9 protein-coding genes, 2 tRNA genes and 1 rRNA gene are annotated in these 18,144 nt (G+C 61.7%); 3 read left to right on the forward strand and 9 right to left on the reverse strand.

Annotation, left to right across the window (positions count from 1 at the left end):
• Window positions 1-44: 44 nt before the first annotated feature.
• Together ACFPB1_RS22645 and ACFPB1_RS22650 are read right to left on the reverse strand one after the other, a co-directional pair.
• Entirely contained in the window at window positions 45-1,007 is a 963-nt protein-coding gene (locus tag ACFPB1_RS22645; protein ID WP_379228403.1) for a bile acid:sodium symporter family protein, read from the reverse strand.
• A 90-nt stretch (window positions 1,008-1,097) separates the two neighbouring features.
• Entirely contained in the window at window positions 1,098-2,642 is a 1,545-nt protein-coding gene (locus ACFPB1_RS22650) for a fumarate hydratase (protein WP_379228404.1), read from the reverse strand.
• Window positions 2,643-2,804: 162 nt separating this feature from the next.
• Between ACFPB1_RS22650 and yfbR the strand changes: the two genes are divergently transcribed.
• A complete protein-coding gene (gene yfbR, locus ACFPB1_RS22655) occupies window positions 2,805-3,401 on the forward strand; it encodes a 5'-deoxynucleotidase (RefSeq protein WP_379228405.1) in 597 nt (198 codons plus the stop codon).
• 73 nt (window positions 3,402-3,474) lie between these two features.
• Here yfbR and ACFPB1_RS22660 read toward each other — a convergent pair whose 3' ends face one another.
• On the reverse strand, window positions 3,475-4,038 hold the full coding sequence (locus ACFPB1_RS22660) for a YfiT family bacillithiol transferase (protein WP_379228407.1): 564 nt from the start codon (window positions 4,036-4,038) through the stop codon (window positions 3,475-3,477).
• Window positions 4,039-4,199: 161 nt separating this feature from the next.
• Between ACFPB1_RS22660 and ACFPB1_RS22665 the strand changes: the two genes are divergently transcribed.
• Entirely contained in the window at window positions 4,200-4,403 is a 204-nt protein-coding gene (locus ACFPB1_RS22665; protein WP_379228408.1) for a hypothetical protein, read from the forward strand.
• A gap of 194 nt (window positions 4,404-4,597) precedes the next feature.
• Here ACFPB1_RS22665 and ACFPB1_RS22670 read toward each other — a convergent pair whose 3' ends face one another.
• Entirely contained in the window at window positions 4,598-5,644 is a 1,047-nt protein-coding gene (locus tag ACFPB1_RS22670) for a Glu/Leu/Phe/Val family dehydrogenase (RefSeq protein ID WP_379228409.1), read from the reverse strand.
• A gap of 90 nt (window positions 5,645-5,734) precedes the next feature.
• Window positions 5,735-6,970: an MFS transporter gene (locus tag ACFPB1_RS22675; RefSeq protein WP_379228410.1), complete on the reverse strand. Its 1,236-nt coding sequence runs from the start codon at window positions 6,968-6,970 to the stop codon at window positions 5,735-5,737.
• Between the two features lie 324 nt (window positions 6,971-7,294).
• Between ACFPB1_RS22675 and ACFPB1_RS22680 the strand changes: the two genes are divergently transcribed.
• On the forward strand, window positions 7,295-10,198 hold the full coding sequence (locus ACFPB1_RS22680; protein ID WP_379228411.1) for a family 78 glycoside hydrolase catalytic domain: 2,904 nt from the start codon (window positions 7,295-7,297) through the stop codon (window positions 10,196-10,198).
• Window positions 10,199-10,366: 168 nt separating this feature from the next.
• On the opposite strand, the gene ACFPB1_RS22685 is transcribed toward ACFPB1_RS22680, so the two are convergent.
• The 4 genes from ACFPB1_RS22685 to ACFPB1_RS22700 form a co-directional block, all read right to left on the reverse strand.
• Window positions 10,367-16,627, reverse strand: a complete 6,261-nt coding sequence (locus ACFPB1_RS22685) for a S8 family serine peptidase (protein ID WP_379228412.1) — start codon at window positions 16,625-16,627, stop codon at window positions 10,367-10,369.
• Between the two features lie 1,076 nt (window positions 16,628-17,703).
• Window positions 17,704-17,778 (reverse strand) — tRNA-Gly (locus ACFPB1_RS22690).
• Window positions 17,779-17,793: 15 nt separating this feature from the next.
• Window positions 17,794-17,869, reverse strand: a tRNA-His gene (locus tag ACFPB1_RS22695).
• A 148-nt stretch (window positions 17,870-18,017) separates the two neighbouring features.
• A 23S ribosomal RNA gene (locus ACFPB1_RS22700) occupies window positions 18,018-18,144 on the reverse strand; the annotation flags it as partial.

Here is an 18,144-nt window from a genome sequence, read left to right on the forward strand (position 1 = left end):
CAACTCCCAAGGCCGTTTCCTTTCATCCCCCATCGTACTTCCACTTAGCCTTCGACGCCAGCCGTTGTTTTATGAAGCTTTTGTAAAACGTAATGATGCGCCGTGGCCAGCGGCTGCTGAATCAGAATCGACATCACGACCGGAACGGCCGTCAGCGGGCTGAAGTAGCCCAGCGCGAGCACGATGCCGAGCGAGATGTTGCGCATGCCCGTCGCGTACGAGACGGTGATCTGCAGCTCCCGGTCCCGGTACGGCAGCGTGCCGAAATACCCGACCGCATAGCAGATGCCCACCATCGCGAGCGACAGCGGCACGAGCCGCAGCAGGTCGCCGCCCAGCTGCTCCGCGTACGGCGCGATGGCGGCCGCGTTCAGCAGCACGACCGCGACGAAGCAGAGCTTCGAGACCGGCGCCGCGTACGGTTTGACCGCGTTCTGGATCCGGCCCTTGCTCAGCTCGTACAAGGCGACGCCGATGATCGTCGGCACGACGATGATGAGCAGCAGGTCGCGGATCATGTCGCCGGCATCGGTCTTCACCGCCTGATGGAAGAGCAGCCGGATGCCGCCGGGCACGACGATCGGGCTCAGCGCCGAATCGATGACGACCATGGCCAGCATGAGCGGAATGCTCCCGCCGGAGAGGCCGACCCACAGCACGGTCGACACGCCGAGCGGAATGATCGTGAACAGGACCATTCCCACGACGTACGGCGAATCCGCGCCGAAGAACAGCGCGCCGATGCCGTACGCGACGAGCGGGGACAGCACGTGCGCGATGAGGAACGTGAGCACGAGCACGCCCGGCCGTCGGACGACCGTTCGCAGCTGCCCGACGCCGCAGCCGATCGCCATCGTCAGCGTGACGTACGCGAACAGATACGGCACGGCGGGTACGAGGCGCTGCAGCAGCGGGGAAAAAAAGAATCCCAGGACAAGGGATCCCGGGATAATGAGGAACATCCATTGTTCAAACCTTGCGTTAAAGGCGAGTCCGAAGCTGCGCATGGGAGCTAGACATCCCTTTCTTCGCCGGCCGCGCGCGGCGGGGTCGGGACGGCCGTCCCGACCGTCCGCCGCGTACCCGTCGCCGGCGGGTTATTTGAATACCGGTTCCTTGAACTGCTGCAGCTTCTCGAAGGAATCCTTGTCGACGTCGGCGTGCAGGCTGTTGCCGTGGGCATCCATCGTGACGACGGCCGCGAAGCCCTCCGTCTGCAGATGCCACATCGCTTCCGGAATGCCGAATTCCATGAAGTCGACGCCGTTGACGTTCTTGAAGCATTCCGCATAATACTGCGCGGCGCCGCCGATGGCATTGAGGTACACCGCGCCGTGCTCCTGCAGCGCCGCCAGCGTCTTCGGCCCCATGCCGCCCTTGCCGATCACGGCGCGGATGCCGAACTTCTTGATGATGTCGCCTTGATACGGCTCCTCGCGGATGCTCGTCGTCGGGCCTGCCGCCTTGACCTGCCAGCCCTGCTCGTCCTTCAGCATGACAGGACCGCAGTGATAGATGACGGAGCCGTTCAGGTCGATCGGCGCGTCGTGTTCCATCAGATGATGATGGATCGCGTCGCGGCCCGTGTGCATCTCGCCGTTGATGATGACGATGTCGCCGACCTTCAGCGAGCGGACCTGCTCCTCCGTCAGCGGCGTGTTCAGGACGACCTCGCGGCGTTCGGCGCGATCCGTCACCGCTTCGGCCGCTTCGTCGGCCGCGCCGTTCTTCATCGGCGTATCGGAGCCGCTCGGATAGATCCACGAACGGATTTCGCCCGTTTCCCCGTTCAGCAGCACGCCTTGGCGGCGGTACGCCCAGCAGTTATACGCGACGGAGACGAAGAAGCTCGCCGGCAGCCGGTTCATGACGCCGATCTTGCAGCCGAGCAGCGTGACTTGGCCGCCGAAGCCCATCGTGCCGATGCCGAGCTTGTTGGCGTTCTCAAGCACGTATTCTTCGAGCCGCGCCAGCTCCGGAATCTCGTTGACGTCGTCCGTATGGCGGAACAGCTGCTGCTTCGCCAGCTCGTAGCCCGTCGTCCGGTCGCCGCCGATGCCGACGCCGACGAATCCGGCACTGCAGCCCTGCCCCTGCGCCTGGTACACGGCGTGCATGATGCATTTGCGGATGCCGTCCAGGTCGCGGCCGGCTTTGCCGAGGCCCGGGATGTCCATCGGCAGGCTGTATTGAATGTTCTTGTTCTCGCAGCCGCCGCCCTTCAGGATGAGACGGACGTCGATGTCGTCCTTCTCCCATTGCTCGAAGTGAATGACCGGCGTGCCAGGGCCGAGATTGTCGCCCGTGTTGGCGCCCGTCAGCGAATCGACGGAGTTCGTGCGCAGCTTGCCGTCCTTGGTCGCGCGCGCGATGGCATTGCGGATCTGCTGCTTCATGACGATTTGGTTCGCGCCGACCGGCGTATGCACGACGAACGTCGGCATGCCCGTGTCCTGGCAGATCGGGGATACGTTGCACTCGGCCATCTCAATATTAGTCGCGATCGTCGACAGCGACAGGCCGGCGCGCGTCGCGCGGTCCTCCGCCTCCTGCGCCGCTTGGATCACCTTCCGCACGTCGCCCGGAAGGTTGGTCGACGTTTCGACGATCAGGTCGTATACGCTTTGTTCAAAATGATGCATGAGTCCGATATGGCTCCTCTCTCTGGTCGGTAACCGACTTTCCTACTATAATCTATATTAAAATCACTCTAATCTATCATACCACAAACGGAATGGCGCGGGCACGGGCCTTTTGGGTCGCCTGCCCCCGCCGGATCGTGGACGGGAAAGGATGTCGTCCCCATGACGGACAGCCACTTTACGGCGTATATGTACCGCTTGCGCTACATCGAGCGCTGGAGCCTGATGCGCAACACGACCCGCGAAACCGTCGCGGAGCATTCCTATCACGTCGCGCTGCTCGCCCATCTGCTCTGCGAGATCGGCAACGCCGTGTTCGGCAAATCGCTCCGCGCCGACCGGGCGGCGGCGATGGCGCTGTTCCACGACGCGACGGAGGTATTCACCGGCGACATTCCGACGCCCGTGAAGCACCACAACCCGAAGATGCTCGCGAACTTCCGCGAGATCGAGGCGATGGCCGCCGAGCGGCTGCTCGGCATGGTGCCGGAACCGCTGCAAGGCGTCTACGGGCCGCTCGTGCTCGGCGAGCCGGCGAACGCCGAAGAGGCCGGGCTTCGCAGCATGGTGAAGGCGGCCGATCTGCTTGACGCGTATATGAAATGCTTGTCCGAACTGTCCTCCGGCAACCGCGAGTTCGCCGTGGCGAAGGGGCAGACGGAGCACAAACTCGCCGCCCTCGGGATGCCGGAGGTCGATTGGTTCCTCGCCGAGATGGCGCCGAGCTTCAGCAAGACGCTCGACGAGTTGTCGGAATGAGCGGCAGCGGCCGCTTCGGCCGCCGTCGCCTGCCGTGCCTGACGTGCCTGCCGTGCCCGACCGCTTCGGGGACTTACCAGCCCTGCCGCTTCGCGAGCTCCGTCACGTGCGCGAGATGATGCTTGCCGTGCCAGGCGTAGACGCCGAGGTTGTAGTCCAGCTGGATTTCCTTGCCCGTCTCCGGATGGACGAAGCTGCGCGCATAATCGTCGTCCCTCATGCCGGCGAGCAGCCCGACCCATCGCTCGTGCAGGGCATCCAGCAGCGCCAGCGGCGCTTCGATCGGCGCGGCCGAGTCCGGCAGCTCCGCCCACCGGTCCTCGTAATACGGCCGGATCGTCGGTTTCTCCTCCGTCAGTGCCAGCTTGAAGCGGATATAGCTGTTCATATGGCTATCCGGCACATGGTGCACCACTTGGCGCACCGTCCAGCCGCCGTCCCGGTACGGCGTGTCCAGCCGTTCGTCGGACAGTCCCGCGACGGCCGCCCGCAGCCGGGCGGGCAGCTCCGCGATGTCCGCAATCCACGCGTCGCGCTGCGGCTTCGGAATATCCCCGCTCCACTCGAAATGGCCGATCGGGTATTTCAGCCGCTCTTCGTTTTGTGCCGGCCGGTTCTCCTGCATGCGTTCCATCATCCGTCTCCTCCTTGTATCACTGCGAGTATCGGCGTGCTTAGCGCCCGCTTGCCTGCCGCTTCCCGTAAAAAAAGGGGAAGGCATTCGCACCAATTCTACTCTTTTTCTCCTCTATTGGCGATTGCATAATGAAAGCAAGACATCGCGAGGAGGAATCGAACATGCACGGCTATCTGGTGACGTATACGGAAGAGAAGCTGCGGCAGTACCGCGAATCGGAAGGCGAGCTTCGCAAGCTCTGGAGCGGCGGGCGGAAAAGCAGCGCCTCAGCGCGGGCGCTCGGATTCGCCGCGGGCGGCTGGTGGACGCGGTTCATGCGCCAGCGGCCGGACGGCAGAAGACGGCTCGACACTTCGGCGAAGTGACGAGCCGTCTTCTTTCATAACGCGGGCGCGCACGCGTACACCCTGCCTCGCGTTTCGGCGCCTTAGCGTCCCGGCGCATACCGTCCGCGCAGCGTTCCTCCGCCCTCCGGCCGCATCCCGCTCCCGCCAAGCCGCCAGGCCGGAACTTCGGACATCCCGCTCGCCGCAACTCCCCGCTCGCCGTGCCGCCTCGTTCACGGCCGCTGCAGCTCTTCCTCGGCCATCAGGTTCGCGGCCAGCCACGTCGGCACTCCCTCCTGCCGGGCGTAGCGGTACACCTTCTGCAGCAGCCCGTAGATCCGCTCCACGCTCCGCTTCATGTCCGGCACGGACATGCCCTGCAGCTCGCAGGCGGTAATGATGATCCCGCCCGCGTTCAGCACGTAGTCCGGCGCATACAGGATTCCGCGCTGCTCCAGGTCCTCGCCGTGACGGATCTCCTCCTGCAGCTGATTGTTCGCGGCTCCCGCGACGATCGCGCAGCGCAGCTTCGGGATCGTATCGTCGTTCAGCACCCCGCCGAGCGCGCACGGGGCGAAGATGTCGCAGCTCTCGCCGTAGATCGCGTCCGGGGCGGCGACGCGCGCATGGTACGCTTTGACCGCCTTCTCCACCCTGGCGTCGTCGATGTCCGCGACGATGAGCTGGGCTCCCGCGTCGCGCAGCATGCCGCACAGCAGATAGCCGACTTTCCCCAGCCCCTGCACCGCCACCGTCCGGCCGGCCAAGTCCCCGTTGCCGAGCAAGTAGTCCGCCGACGCCTTCATCCCGAGAAATACGCCGTACGCCGTCATTTCCGCCGTAAAATCGCCCGTCGCCATGATCGTGCCGGACGTGTCCGTCACGTAGGACGTCTCCAGGAGGATCCAATCCATGTCCCGGACGGTCGTCCCCAGGTCGACGCCGGTTATATAGCGCCCCTGCAGCCGTTCGATGAACCGGCCCAGGGCGCGGAACTTATCCTCGCTCTTCTCCGTGGCTGGGTCGCCGACGATGACCGCCTTGCCGCCGCCGTACGGCAGGCCGAAGAAGGCCGACTTGTACGTCATGCCGCGCGCCAACCGGACCGCGTCCGCGACGGCGTCGTTTTCCGAGGCGTACGTCCACATCCGGCATCCCCCGAGCGCAGGCCCGAGCTTCGTGCTGTGAATCGCGATGACCGCCTGCAGCCCGGCGGCTTCCTCCTGGCAGAAGACGACCTGCTCGACCTGCAGACGTTTCATTTCCTTCCAGACGTCCATCCCGAGCCCTCCTTATATCGCCGAGAGTAATGCGTATGCGGAGGGCGGTTGAAATATGTACGCTTGGCAGCAGCGGCGGCGGATGCCGCGTTACTCCCGGATGAGCCAGAACAGCGCGAACTGGCAGACAGCCATGACCGCGAGGATGACCGGCAGCCAGACCGACGCCAGGTCGCCCGCGAAGCACAGCAGCAGGACGATGGAGACGACCCGCCCCGTATTGAGGAACGTTTCGCGCATGACGACCGATTCGACCCGCAGCTGGCCCTTCAGCGGCAGCTTGCCGATCAGGCCGTAATAATAGGAAGTGAGCGTGTTCACCGCGAGCGGATTGCAGATGGAGAAGGCAATCATGAACACGATCACCGTCCAGACGCGGACGTCATAGAGCAGGAAGGCGGCGCCGAGCACGATGCCGGCCGACGAATACAGCACGAACTTGCGCACCGGCTCCTTGCCGACCCGCCGGGAGATGACATAGCCCGTCCCGACCGTCAGCGCCGAGAAGCAGACGCCCAGATACCCGACGAGATCCTCCCGGCCGACGGTTTGGAAGAGCAGGATATTGGGCAGGAACAGCATGATGCCCTGGAACAGGCCGAGGATCAGGAAAGCGGCCAGCCCCTTGACCCACAGCCCGTTGCGGCGCATAACGAGCCCGACCAGCCGCAGGTAATACGCTTTATGGTGCGAGACGATCATCGGGATGCGGAAGCTGACGGCCGACGCCGCGACGAACATGACGAAGGCGATCAGGAACACGAAAATATAGCCCTGCAGGCCGCCGCTCAGCTGGATGATGAAGCCCGCCAGCGCAGGTCCGATCAAGCCGGCCGAATTGAACACGACCATGTTGACCGCGAGAAACCGGACGCGGTTCTGCTCCGTCGACACGTCGTACATGAGCACCAGGTAGCCGGTCCAGTAGAAGCCCCCGGCGATGCCGTTGAAGATGGCGAACGGCACGTACCACGCCGCGACATGCTCCCTCGCGAGGACGACGAGCAAGTAGAAGACGGCGATCATGACGATGCCGAGCCGGTACGTGACCATCCGGTCCTTCAGCTTCGTAATTTTGCCCCCGACCGCGAAGGCCAGGGGCGTGAACAGGAAGACGATGATATTGTAGATCCCGTTGACGTATAGATCCTGCGTGAGCCGCCATAGATAGAGATTGAGAAACAACCCCGACATGGAGGCGCCGAATTGAAAGCAGCCGTGAATGATCAGCGCGGTCACCGCGTCCTTCCCGAGGCGCCTCTCCGGCGCGATCGGTCCCGGCCCCGTTCTTCTCAGTTTCCAATGCAGTCCGATTCCCGCTTTCATGCGATTCGTGTCCTCCCCGGCGCGACGGCTGGCCATATGCGGCTTCCGCCATTGTAATGCATGCCCGGCCGGGCTGGGAAGCGCTTCAGGGGCGAGTGGCGGGCGGAAATCCCCGTTCAGCCGCCTTCCGCCACCGTTATCGCGGCAAAACCGGTCTTTCTTCCACGTTCTGCCACCTTGACGCAGCCAGGCTGGGCTTGACGGGATCCCGTGCCGCCCGGATGTCCCAATCGACCCGATTCAACGTCCGGATCGCCCCCAGTCCGACATGCGGTTCTCCGGTACAATGTAGAAGATGAATCCGATTTCGAGGAGGCAACCTGCATGTGGCAAGCATCTTGGATATGGGGGCCGGGCGAAGCCAGTCCCCGCAACGAATGGCGCTGTTTCCGCAAAGAATTTCGCGTGCCGGACGAGGCATCTGCCGGCGGGACGCTGCTGAGGCTGACGGCGGATTCCCGCTACGTGCTGTACGTGAACGGCACGCAGGTCGGACGGGGGCCGGTCCGCGCCTTCCCGTCGAACCTGCCTTACGACGAATACGACGTCGGCCATCTGCTGAAACCCGGGGAGGCCAATACGATCGCCGTCCTTGTCCTGCACTACGGCGTGGCGACGTTTCAATATTTGCGGGGCCGGGGAGGCCTCCTGCTGCAGCTCGAGCGGCGCGAGAGCGGCGCCTCCCGCACGCTGCTCGGCACGGACGGGACGTGGACGACCGCGGTGCACGGCGCGTTCGACGCCACCTCGCAGCGCATCTCATGCCAGCTCGCGTTCACGGAGCGTTACGACGGCCGCGGCTGGGACGAGGGCTGGAAGCTGCCCGGCTTTGACGATGCCGCCTGGGACCGCGCGGCGGTCATCGGCGCGCCGGGGATGGCGCCTTGGACGACCTTGTCGCCGCGGCCGATTCCCTACCTGACGGAGGAGCCGGTCTATCCGGCCCGCGTCGAAGAGCTGAACGCCGTGAAGCCCCCGGCCTGGAGCGCGGCGTTCGACATTCGGACGATCATGGCGCCGGAGAGCGTGAACCACGCCAATCCCGTGACGATCGTCGGCTTGCTCGCCGCCGTGGTGACGATGGCGAAAGACGGCGTGCTGACGATCGGCAGCGTTGACAACGGCCGCATGCCGCTGCGCGTCAGCTTGGACGGCCATTGGCTCGCCGCGGAGGACTATTACGGCGAAGCCCCGCAGCAGTTCGTACAGGCGCGGCTTGCGGCCGGCGAGCATCTGCTGCTGCTCGACCTGAACCGGGCAACGCACGGCCATGCCTATCACCTCGGACTCGACGGCGACGTGCCGTTCGCGCTGCGCGCGCCGGTCGTGAACGGCGTCGAAGGCCTCAGTGACGGCGAAAGCCGCGTGCCGTTCGTCGCCATCGGCGCGTTCGCCGCCGGCGAGCATATCGACCATCAGCCGGATACGGTCGTCGACCGAGAGCCCGCGGCGTACGCAGCGGCCAAGCGCATCGCTTCCGAATCCGGGCTCGCCGGCTGCCGCGAATGGGTGCGCCCGATCGATCCGCGGCTGTATCACGCGGCGGACGTCTACACGCAGACCGCCTGGCGGACCGTCGACCTTCCGCAGCCGCTACCGGCCGCCCTGCAGCGCGCCGTGCTCGCGAGCGCCGACCCCGGCGTCGTTCCGCTCCATCCGGGACTGGACACGGAGGTGCTGATCGATTTCGGCCGCGAATTGACGGGCTACGTCGCGTTCGAGCTCGATGCCGGCGAAGGGACGATCGTCGACTTGTACGGCTTCGAATACATGCGCGACGGCTGGCGCCAGTACACGTACGAGCTCGACAATACGCTGCGTTACACGTGCCGGGAGGGACGGCAATCCTACACGTCCTTGGTCCGCCGCGGCTTGCGCTACCTCGCGGTGACGGTGCGCGGCGCCTCGCGGCCGGTCAAGCTGTACGAGGTCAAGCTCCTCCAGAGCAATTTCCCGGTCGCGAACGCCGGCACATTCCACTCGAGCGACGCGATGCTGAACGAAATCTGGCGGATCAGCCGGGATACGACGCGCCTGTGTATGGAAGATACGTTCGTGGACTGCCCGGCGTTCGAGCAGACGTTCTGGGTCGGCGACGCGCGCAACGCCTCGCTGATCAACTATTACGCGTTCGGCTCGTCCGAGATCGTCGAGCGCATCCTGCGGCTCGTGCCGGAATCCGCGTTCCAGACGCCGCTGTACGGCGATCAGGTCCCGAGCGGCTGGAGCAGCGTCATTCCGAACTGGACGTTTTTCTGGGTGACGGCGTGCCTGGAACATTATCGATACGCCGGCAGCGAGACGTTCGCCCGCGACTTGTGGCCGCATGTCCGCTTCACGCTGGAGCACTACCTCGCGAAGCTCGACGAGCGCGGCCTCTTGAAGATCAAGGGCTGGAACCTGCTGGATTGGGCGAATTTCGAGCAGCCGGGCGACGGCGTCGTGTCACCGCAAAACATGTTCCTCGTCAAGGCGCTGCGCGATGCGGCGGCGCTCGCGGCGGCGGCCGGCGACGCGGCAGCCGGCGATCGTTTCGAAGCGGCGGCGAACCGGCTGCGGGGCGCGATCAACGCGCACCTGTGGGACGCGTCGCGCCGGGCGTACCTGGACTGCCTTCATGTCGACGGCAGCCCGTCGAAGACGACCAGCATGCAGACGCAGGTCGTCGCGAGCCTGTGCGGCATTCCGGATGAAGAACGCGCGGTCGTCATTAGGGCCTACATCGTCGAGCCCCCGGCGTCGTTCGTGCAGATCGGCAGCCCGTTCATGTCGTTCTTCTACCACGAAGCGCTCGCGAACCTGGGGCTGCAGGACGTCATGATGCGGGACATTCGGACGCAGTACGCCGCCATGGTGGACAACGGCGCGACCACCGTCTGGGAGGTATACCCGACGAGCGGCATTACGCAGAACGCGAAGATGCCGACGCGCAGCCACTGCCATGCCTGGTCGGCCGGCCCCGTCTACTTCCTCGGCTCGGAGATCCTCGGCGTGCGCGGCATTACCCCCGGCTGGACGAAGGTGCGCATCGCGCCGAAGCCGTCAGGCCTCGCCTGGGCGCGCGGCTCCGTGCCGCTGCCGGGCAGCGGCCGGATCGACGTCTCGTGGCGGCTGGACGAAGCCGCGAAGCGCATGACGCTGCGCGTCGCGGCGCCGGCCGCGGTCGAGCTGGACATCGCCGGGCCGGAAGGCTTCGAGCTGGACGTCGAGCGCATCGCGATCGGCTGACGGGTCGCTCTGCCGCCCTTTTCACTCCTCCATAAGGAAAAGAAGCACCGCGTTGTTCGCGGTGCTTCTTGCTTGTTCACGTAACTGCGCATGAGGAAAGGCCGCCTCGCATCCGATCGGTCTCAGAAGCGAAGCGGCCTTTCCAGTTCGTTCGTTATTCGTTATTCGTTATTGAAATATCCCGGCAAGCCGCAGCAAATTGTACATGGCTTCCGCGGCTTCTTCCCGCGTTGCCGCCGCTTTCGGCCTGAAGACGAGGCCGGCACCTTGCTCGGTTCCGCCGATGATGCCGCCGTCCGTAACGGCCTGCACGCTATTCTTCGCATAGCCGGCAATGTCGGCACCATCTGCGAAGGCGATATGACTCGATACGGCATCCAGCTTCAAACGAAGCAGCGCTGCCGCTCTCTCCAGCATAATCGCCAAGTCCTGACGCGTAATCAGCCCTTCAGGATTGAACATGCCCTTCCCTGTGCCTTGGATCAAGCCGGCCTGATATGCGGCACCGACTTCGTCCGCGTACCATTTATCAGACGCGACATCCGTGAACGGCTTCCCGTCAACGTTCGGCAACCCAAGCGCGCGGGTCAACATCGCCGCGAATTGCGCGCGCGTCACCTGAACGGTCGGCGAGAACGCCGTGTTCGAGGTACCTTCAATCAGGAGCCTGTCCGCGAGGGCAGCGATTTTCGCCTTCGCCGCTCGGCCGTCCATGTCTTGGAACACGGTCGATCCGGCCGCCACCGCGTACGTTGCGTAGCCGGGACGGCTAATCGACACCGTCACAGTCCCGTCGGCGTTGTCCGTAAAGGCCGCAGGCGCGGGGTTCGCTTGACCATCCGCCAAGTAGAGCGCTCCTGCCGCTTTCACCTTGGCGCTGTTCGCAAGAACGAAGGATTGCTTCACGAGCTCCTTGCCCGACAGCTGCAGCGGGTGAACGGTCGTGCCCGTAACGGTGCTCACGCCGAACGCAACCGGCGTTCCGATGACCGTGATGCCGGATACGGCGCTTGTGAATGCCGCGCTTTGCGCCGCTGCATCCCCCATCGTAATGAACACGTCCGCATTTGCCGGTGCCTTGGCGAACGCCGTGACCGGCAGCGCGATGGCGGATGTGCCATTCGTGAATACGATCGCATTCGCCGAATTGGACTTCGCCAGCAGCGCGGCTTGGCCGGCAGTCAGGCGCAGCTGTGACTGCTGCGAAGCAGCGGCCGCCGCTGGAACGACGATCGCTACAGGCGCCTTGCTTAAGGCCTGCTTCAGGTCGGCATCGGAAATAACTGCGGTCACGCTGGTTCCGACCGTTTGGATAACAGGCTTCACCTCTTGCTTCGCGAGTCCTTGGCCGATAACCGCGGCCAATGCATAGTCCGTGCTTGGCGCAGGCGGAGCGATTACCATACCGCCGCCACCGCCGCCGCCGCTGTTACCGCTCGCGACAAACAACTTCCCTGCGGCTATGGCTTGCGATTCGTTGCCGCTCTCATCCCGGACGCGCACCGCAATGAGTCCGCCGTTGATGTGCGAATCCGCCGGCAGCACGTAGCTTCCTTCATAATGCCCCGGCGTCTCCGCGCTCTCCATCATCGCGATCTCGCCGGCCTTCGCGCGATTCACCGCCATCGGATACTGGATCCAGAACGTCGCTTGCAGGCCAGGATCGCTGTCGAACGAGACGTTCAGCGTGTCGCCCGGCTTCAAGTTCACATCCTTCTCCGGCGCAAGATGATCGATGTTCGGCCCGTTCAGATCCAAATACACCATGCGCGTGATCGTCGTTTCGTTACCTGCTAGATCTTTCGCGGTGACGCGGACGGCGTTCTCGCCTTCATCCAGCAGAATGCGGTGCGTGAACGTCCCATCGGCATTCACCTTTGCCGTCTCGCCGTTGACCGTCAGCACGCCGAAGTATTCGTCGCTGGTCGTGCCCGAGAGGCTGAGTGCTTCTTTATTCGTTTTGAAGCCGTCCTCCGGAGCGTCCACCGACAGGCTCGGATTCGTGATATCCATCACGACATCCGCAGGTTCGGAACGGTCCGTCGTTTTGCCGTTCATGATGAATTCGGCGGTCAACCGGTTCGAACCCGGATGCAGCGAGGCAGCTACGCTGAACTTGCCGTTCTTCGTCGTTCCCGTTCCGGCAAGCTCCTCACCGTTATACACGTTGACGGTAGCGCTGTCGGCCGGTGCGAATCCTTCAACATTTACGCGATCCTTATTCGTAATGTCGTGATTCGCGGGGGTCTCGATGACGGGCGGATCGAGCGGGTCGTTCACAAGCGCCCGGATCATCCAGTTTCCGACCTCGAACAGGCGCCACGTCCCCTCGGTCAGCTGCCAGCTGCGGCCGGCCAACGGCTCGTCCAAATCCACGGACATCCCGATCTGATTCGGGTTATCCCCGACCTGAACGACCACAATATAGAAGTCGCCGTGCACCATAACCGGGGCAGGCAGCGTTACACTGGTCCACTCCCCGTTCCTCAAGCCCGTTCCCGGGAATGGTCCCGCCAGCAGCTTGCCGGGAGAACCGGCCACTCCGCTCGCGTCATAGACCGCATACTCGAACTGATCGGATCCAGGATACGGCCAGATGGCATCCCAGAACTGGATCATGGCGCCCGTAACCAGCACGTTTTCCGATCCCGGCGTCATACGAACCGCATAGCTGTCTCCATCATAGTAATAAGCGTAGCCGTTTTCTCCGGTACCATCGTCGTACCCGATGGCGTTCGGATAGCCGATGAATGGTTTGAGCGCGATGTCCGCCTGCACCGAGCCATCCGGGGGAACCGTCACGGATACGCGTTTCAACTGATGTTCCTGAGAAGAGACCGAGAGCGTGTACTCCCCTTCAAGCACGTCGAGCGAGAAGGCACCGTTCGCATCGGTACGGACGGGCGCGATGCGCGCGTCTTCCATAACCATGACGACCGCATCCGCGACCGGCTGCTTGATTCGTTCGTCGGTCACGATGCCGTTGATGCGACCTTGCGGAATCGCCTCCAGTTTGAAGTCCACTACGCTGGACGCATCCTTCGTGATCGTCACGGGCTTCGTTTGCGGGTAGTAACCGTAGGCCTCCGCCCGCAACTGATAGTTACCGGGCACATGGCGGAACTCATACGCGCCCGTCCGGTTCGTGGTTACGGACAGGCCGGTTTCAAGCAGCGTGACCGTGGCGTTAGCCGGCAAACCTTCCGGCTTCGCCTTGACGGCTGTCGCGGACAAGCCCGAGCCGATCGGCGCTGCCTCCGCTATGGATAATTCCGGATAGGCAAGTACCGGCTCCTTCAGCTGCCTGCCGCCGGAGGTCTGACCCGCTTGCAGGCTTGCTGTAGGGGCGTCGACGTCCAGAACGCGGAAGTTATCGATATACCAGCCGGAAAAATTCATGCCTTGATCGGTTTCCATGCGGAAACGGAATTGGACTTGCTGGTGCAGGTAAGGAGCAAGGTCGTAACTGAACGGTTCCCAACGTTCGTTCGAATTATTCCAATTGCCGTTGAAGGCGGCGATCTGCGTCCAGGTCGTGCCGCCATCGGCGGAGATTTCGAATCGAGCGTAATCATAGTCGTCGATCTCATAGAAGTGGTGGAACATCACGGACGCATGCTCCGCCTGCCCCAAATCAATCACAGGCGAGACTAGCGAATAATTGCCGTTGTTCGCGTACTTACCGGTTAGATTGGTCGCCCAGACGTTCGGGGACGACAAGGCGTTTGCCGGTCCGATTCCGGTGGGTACGCCGCGCGCCCAATCGTCGTTTTGTCCGCCATGCGTCCAACCGTTATCGGACTCCCCGTCGAATTTATCTTCGAACAGTGGAGTATAATGCGGGATGTCGACCGTAAACGTCTGCGAAAGCTCGCCCGTGTTCCCGCTGAAATCGAAGGCAGCGATCTGGTAAGCGGCGGTCGAATCGTGAGGCGCGGCGAAGTCCGTGAATGCCGCCGTTTTGGACGTTCCGATCTTCTCAGACGGTCCGCCGCCGATCGCGCGGTATACGTCATAGCCGGCTACGTCTTCGTCGGCCGGAGCTTCCCACGTCAAGCTTACGTTCCCGACAGCGTCGGATTCCCCCGTCAGACCTGTCGGCACGGCCGGCGGAACGGAATCCGGAAGCTGCACGGACAAATCGTCGATGTACCAGCCCTCATCCAGCCCGCCGTATGGCGCGACGGAGAGATTGAAGATGAGATCGATTCGCTGACCGGCGAACGGCCGCAAGTCAATGAATTGCGAACCCCAACCGCCGCTTTGCCCGGTGAACCTGGCTAATTCGTAAACGTTGTTCTCCGTTGCAGCGTACACGATGCCATAATCAATATCCGGTAGAAGTTTATACCAATTTTTGAACGATAGTATGGCGCCTTCCGGACTCTCCGTTAAATCGATCGACGGCGTCATGAAGAAGGAATTCGCTCCCACCTTATAAGGCGCATTCAGATTCGAGGCGGCAACTTTGCTTCCGGAATAAGCGCCTTTCGGCCCCAGCAGAGGCGTACCTATGCCCCACGTGTTAAGTTGGCCGCCCGTCATGTAGCCCGTCGTGTCTCCCTCGAAATCCTGCAGATAGCCCGGCTTGATGCCATTCGAGATCTCTACGGAATAGACGGGCGATTCGGCGCGGTTGTCTCCGTAGTCCGTTGCCGTTATATAATACTCCATTCCCGCGACGGGGTTCATGTCCTGGATGGGAAGCGCGGATTCGTACCGGCCGGATTTGAAATCGCCGGAAACCCTGTTCAGCGGAATTTCGGTGTACGCGTCGTTCTCCTTGCTTCTCACGTAAGCGATGACCTGCTCGACGCTGATATTATCGGAGACCTGGACGGTCAGCTTCGCTTCCCGGCCCTTATAGACGACCGGCACCGGCTGGTGCTCGATGACCGGCGCCTGTTCGTCCTCACCGTCGGTCAATACCTTCCCGGACACGGAGCCCGTTCCGGCATCGCCGAGAACCGAGCGGACGGCTTCATACGCGTTGATGATCCCTGCCCCGTACGCTTGATTGGGCGATTCGGGATAGTTGCTGTCCGTTCGAGGCGTAGCCGTATTCATTAAGATTTCCTCGACTTGGTCGACCGTCAAGGAATGATTGGCCTGCAGGAGCAAGGCCGCGACGCCTGCCGTAAGCGGCGATGCCATCGAGGTGCCGTCCGCGCTGATGTATTCGCCGCCCGGAAAAGAAGACGGGATGCCTACGCCGGGCGCAGACACATCGGGCTTCACCTCTCCGAAGGGAGACGGGCCGAGCAAGGAGAAGAACGCGATGTCGCCGTTACTGTCCGTAGCGCCAGTAGCGAACGATTCCGGATAATTCCCCGGGCTCGTCACGGAGCCGGGTCCGCCCGGATTGTTCATGGATAGATTGCCGGCCGCGAAGGCCGGAAAGATGCCGGCGGCGCGCCAAGCTTGCACAATCGGACGGAAGAACTCGTTCTTGCCCGCCATCTCGTTGCCCCACGAGTTATTGACGACGTCCGGAGCCAGCTCGGGATGCAGTTCGCCATTGCTGTCCGTCGGCGCAAGCAGCCATTGTCCGGCAGCAAGGAAGATGGCATCCGACGAGTTAGGGTTGAAGGTCCGGACGGCAATCCATTTCGCGCCCGGAGCCGCGCCGATTTGATTGCTGCCGTTCTCTTCCGAGCCCACCATGGTGCCCACCGTATGCGTTCCGTGGCCGTCGTTGTCCTCGGGAAGCGGCGAGCCGCTATGGGCATCGTACCAGCTAAGCTCAGGATGGACGATCATGCCGTCCTGGTAGGCGCGCCATTTGCGCTGCAACGCCGGATGGGTGTAATCCACGCCCGAGTCGATGCTGGCCACGACGATCCCGGTGCCGTTGATGCCCATCTCCCATGCTTTAGGCGCTTGCACGTAGTCGATGTTCCACGCGACGTTATCCGTGGCAGACGTTTCCGCTTCGGAGGAAGCCTCGACGGTTGCGGTACTACTAGAAGCCTCGGCGGTTGCGGCATGACCGGAAGCCGCTTCTTCGGAAGTCTTCATATCATCAAGCGTATATTCCCGATTGGGTACGATGCTTGCCACCTCGGGCCGGGCAGCGAGTTGTTCCATCACCTGCTTCGTGGAAGTGACGGCTATCGCGTTGACGATAAAGAAGCTTTTATAGTCTTTCACGCCTCCGCCGGAAGACTTGGCTTTGCTCAAGACCGATTCAATGGACCCCTGTGTCTTGAAGGCCGTTTCCCGTAGCGAGCCGATGACGGCATTGCGTACGGACAGCTTTGCGGCAGCGGGTGAGATTTTTTTCTTAAGCGCCTGTTGCTGGGCGAACATGGACACCTGAGTAGCGTCCGTCTGCTCCTTCATTTTGACGATGTACGTGACGAATTCGGCATCGCCGAAGTCTGCCGTCACTTGAGGATCGATTTTAGGAGTAGCTGATGAGGATAACATGAAACCTGCGCCTGCAGGTCCGGTTCCGTTATGTACAGGGTCGCTTGCGGCTGCCGATACTGGAAGCGCGAAGGAGAATACGAGAAGAGAAGCGGTACAGACAGATAGATGATGCTTCCAGGCTTTCCAATTCACTTACATTTCAGCTCCTTATCGAATGCATAATCGCGAATGATGCCTATCATGCTTGCGTGGCAGATAGGATAACGAATGGATTTCCTCCTCCCTGTCGAAAAAAAAATAATAACCAAAATTTTGCAATGTACTTAGCCATTATAGAGTTGAAGCCGATTGTCAGAGTAGAGACCTAATGAATAGGAAAATAGTGGTATTAGATGGAATAAACTAGGCACTCGGTCACAGAATAAAGATAAAACAGGCTGAAGAGGCGTTAATATCGTCAAAATCAGTCATTTTCCTACGTTAATTGACAGACCGATTTCGCCATTTTGTCGAAGAAATTATTTTCATTTTTTAAACTTTTCGCGACTTCTTTGTAAAACAGCCTCCCCGACCGTCCCTCTTCTGGTTCGCATTGCGAGGTAATTAAGCCCTAGACGAAAATTACTACGATCCGAACTATCGCCTCATGCACCCGGTACTGTCCATATTGCGCTTCGGGGACGATGTCCCTTTCGCTTCTATCCCTAATAAAAAAAAGAACGGCCCGCCGGTGAGACGGCGGCCGTTCATTTTTTGTAGCGACCCTTATTCGTCGGGCAGCATCTTCTTTCCGACATCGGTTGGTTCTGACCTCCGCCGCCCGGGCGAAAGGGATATCCAAACGGCGGGTCATCCTCGTGCATGCCCTTAAAAACGCGATGATATTAGGCAAAAAGCCGTTTGAACCGCGAAACTCTTGCTGCTCAAATCCAATTCATAAGCTGTCACTAGCCGGCAGTGTTGGTTAGTGGCAGCTTTAGTTTCTGACGGCTCGTCGTTCCTCGTCAGTCTAAGCACCGGCAGCTCCGCATCAGATCCGCGCGTGCGACAGTATTGCCGATCAATAAAAAGCCGTAAAACAAAAAAAGCCTTGACCGCGAAATCTCGCTGGTCAAAGCTTATCTAGGACTAGTTGGAGCGGAAGACGGGAATCGAACCCGCGACCCTCGCCTTGGCAAGGCGATGCTCTACCGCTGAGCCACTTACGCAATGAGAGAAAATCATGGGGCGACCGATGGGACTTGAACCCACGAATGCCGGATCCACAAACCGGTGCGTTAACCCCTTCGCCACGATCGCCATAGGTACAAGGTGAGCTTGCCACCCTGAAAACTGGATACGAACCATTGCGAACGTCTTGCTTAGCTGATTTCAAGATGTATTTGGGGTCCCCGCAAAGTACTCGGTCTCCGCTTCGTCAGCAGAACTTCACTTTGTGGGGCTTGTTTTGGATAAGCCCTCGACCGATTAGTATTCGTCAGCTCCACGCGTTGCCGCGCTTCCACCTCGAACCTATCAACCTCGTCGTCTTCAAGGGGTCTTACTAATTGGGAAATCTCATCTTGAGGGGGGCT

This window comes from Paenibacillus sp. GCM10023250, from assembly GCF_042653205.1.
Classification (GTDB): Bacteria; Bacillota; Bacilli; order Paenibacillales; family Paenibacillaceae; genus Paenibacillus_Z.

Bases quoted from the DNA above. Each gene is read 5' to 3' on its own strand.
- ACFPB1_RS22645 (WP_379228403.1), bottom strand. From the start codon at position 1,007: ATGCGCAGCTTCGGACTCGCCTTTAACGCAAGGTTTGAACAATGGATG.
- ACFPB1_RS22675 (WP_379228410.1), bottom strand. From the start codon at position 6,970: ATGAAAGCGGGAATCGGACTGCATTGGAAACTGAGAAGAACGGGGCCG.
- ACFPB1_RS22685 (WP_379228412.1), bottom strand. From the start codon at position 16,627: ATGTTATCCTCATCAGCTACTCCTAAAATCGATCCTCAAGTGACGGCA.
- yfbR (WP_379228405.1), top strand. From the start codon at position 2,805: ATGACGGACAGCCACTTTACGGCGTATATGTACCGCTTGCGCTACATC.
- ACFPB1_RS22670 (WP_379228409.1), bottom strand. From the start codon at position 5,644: ATGGACGTCTGGAAGGAAATGAAACGTCTGCAGGTCGAGCAGGTCGTC.
- ACFPB1_RS22665 (WP_379228408.1), top strand. From the start codon at position 4,200: ATGCACGGCTATCTGGTGACGTATACGGAAGAGAAGCTGCGGCAGTAC.
- ACFPB1_RS22660 (WP_379228407.1), bottom strand. From the start codon at position 4,038: ATGATGGAACGCATGCAGGAGAACCGGCCGGCACAAAACGAAGAGCGG.
- ACFPB1_RS22650 (WP_379228404.1), bottom strand. From the start codon at position 2,642: ATGCATCATTTTGAACAAAGCGTATACGACCTGATCGTCGAAACGTCG.
- ACFPB1_RS22680 (WP_379228411.1), top strand. From the start codon at position 7,295: ATGTGGCAAGCATCTTGGATATGGGGGCCGGGCGAAGCCAGTCCCCGC.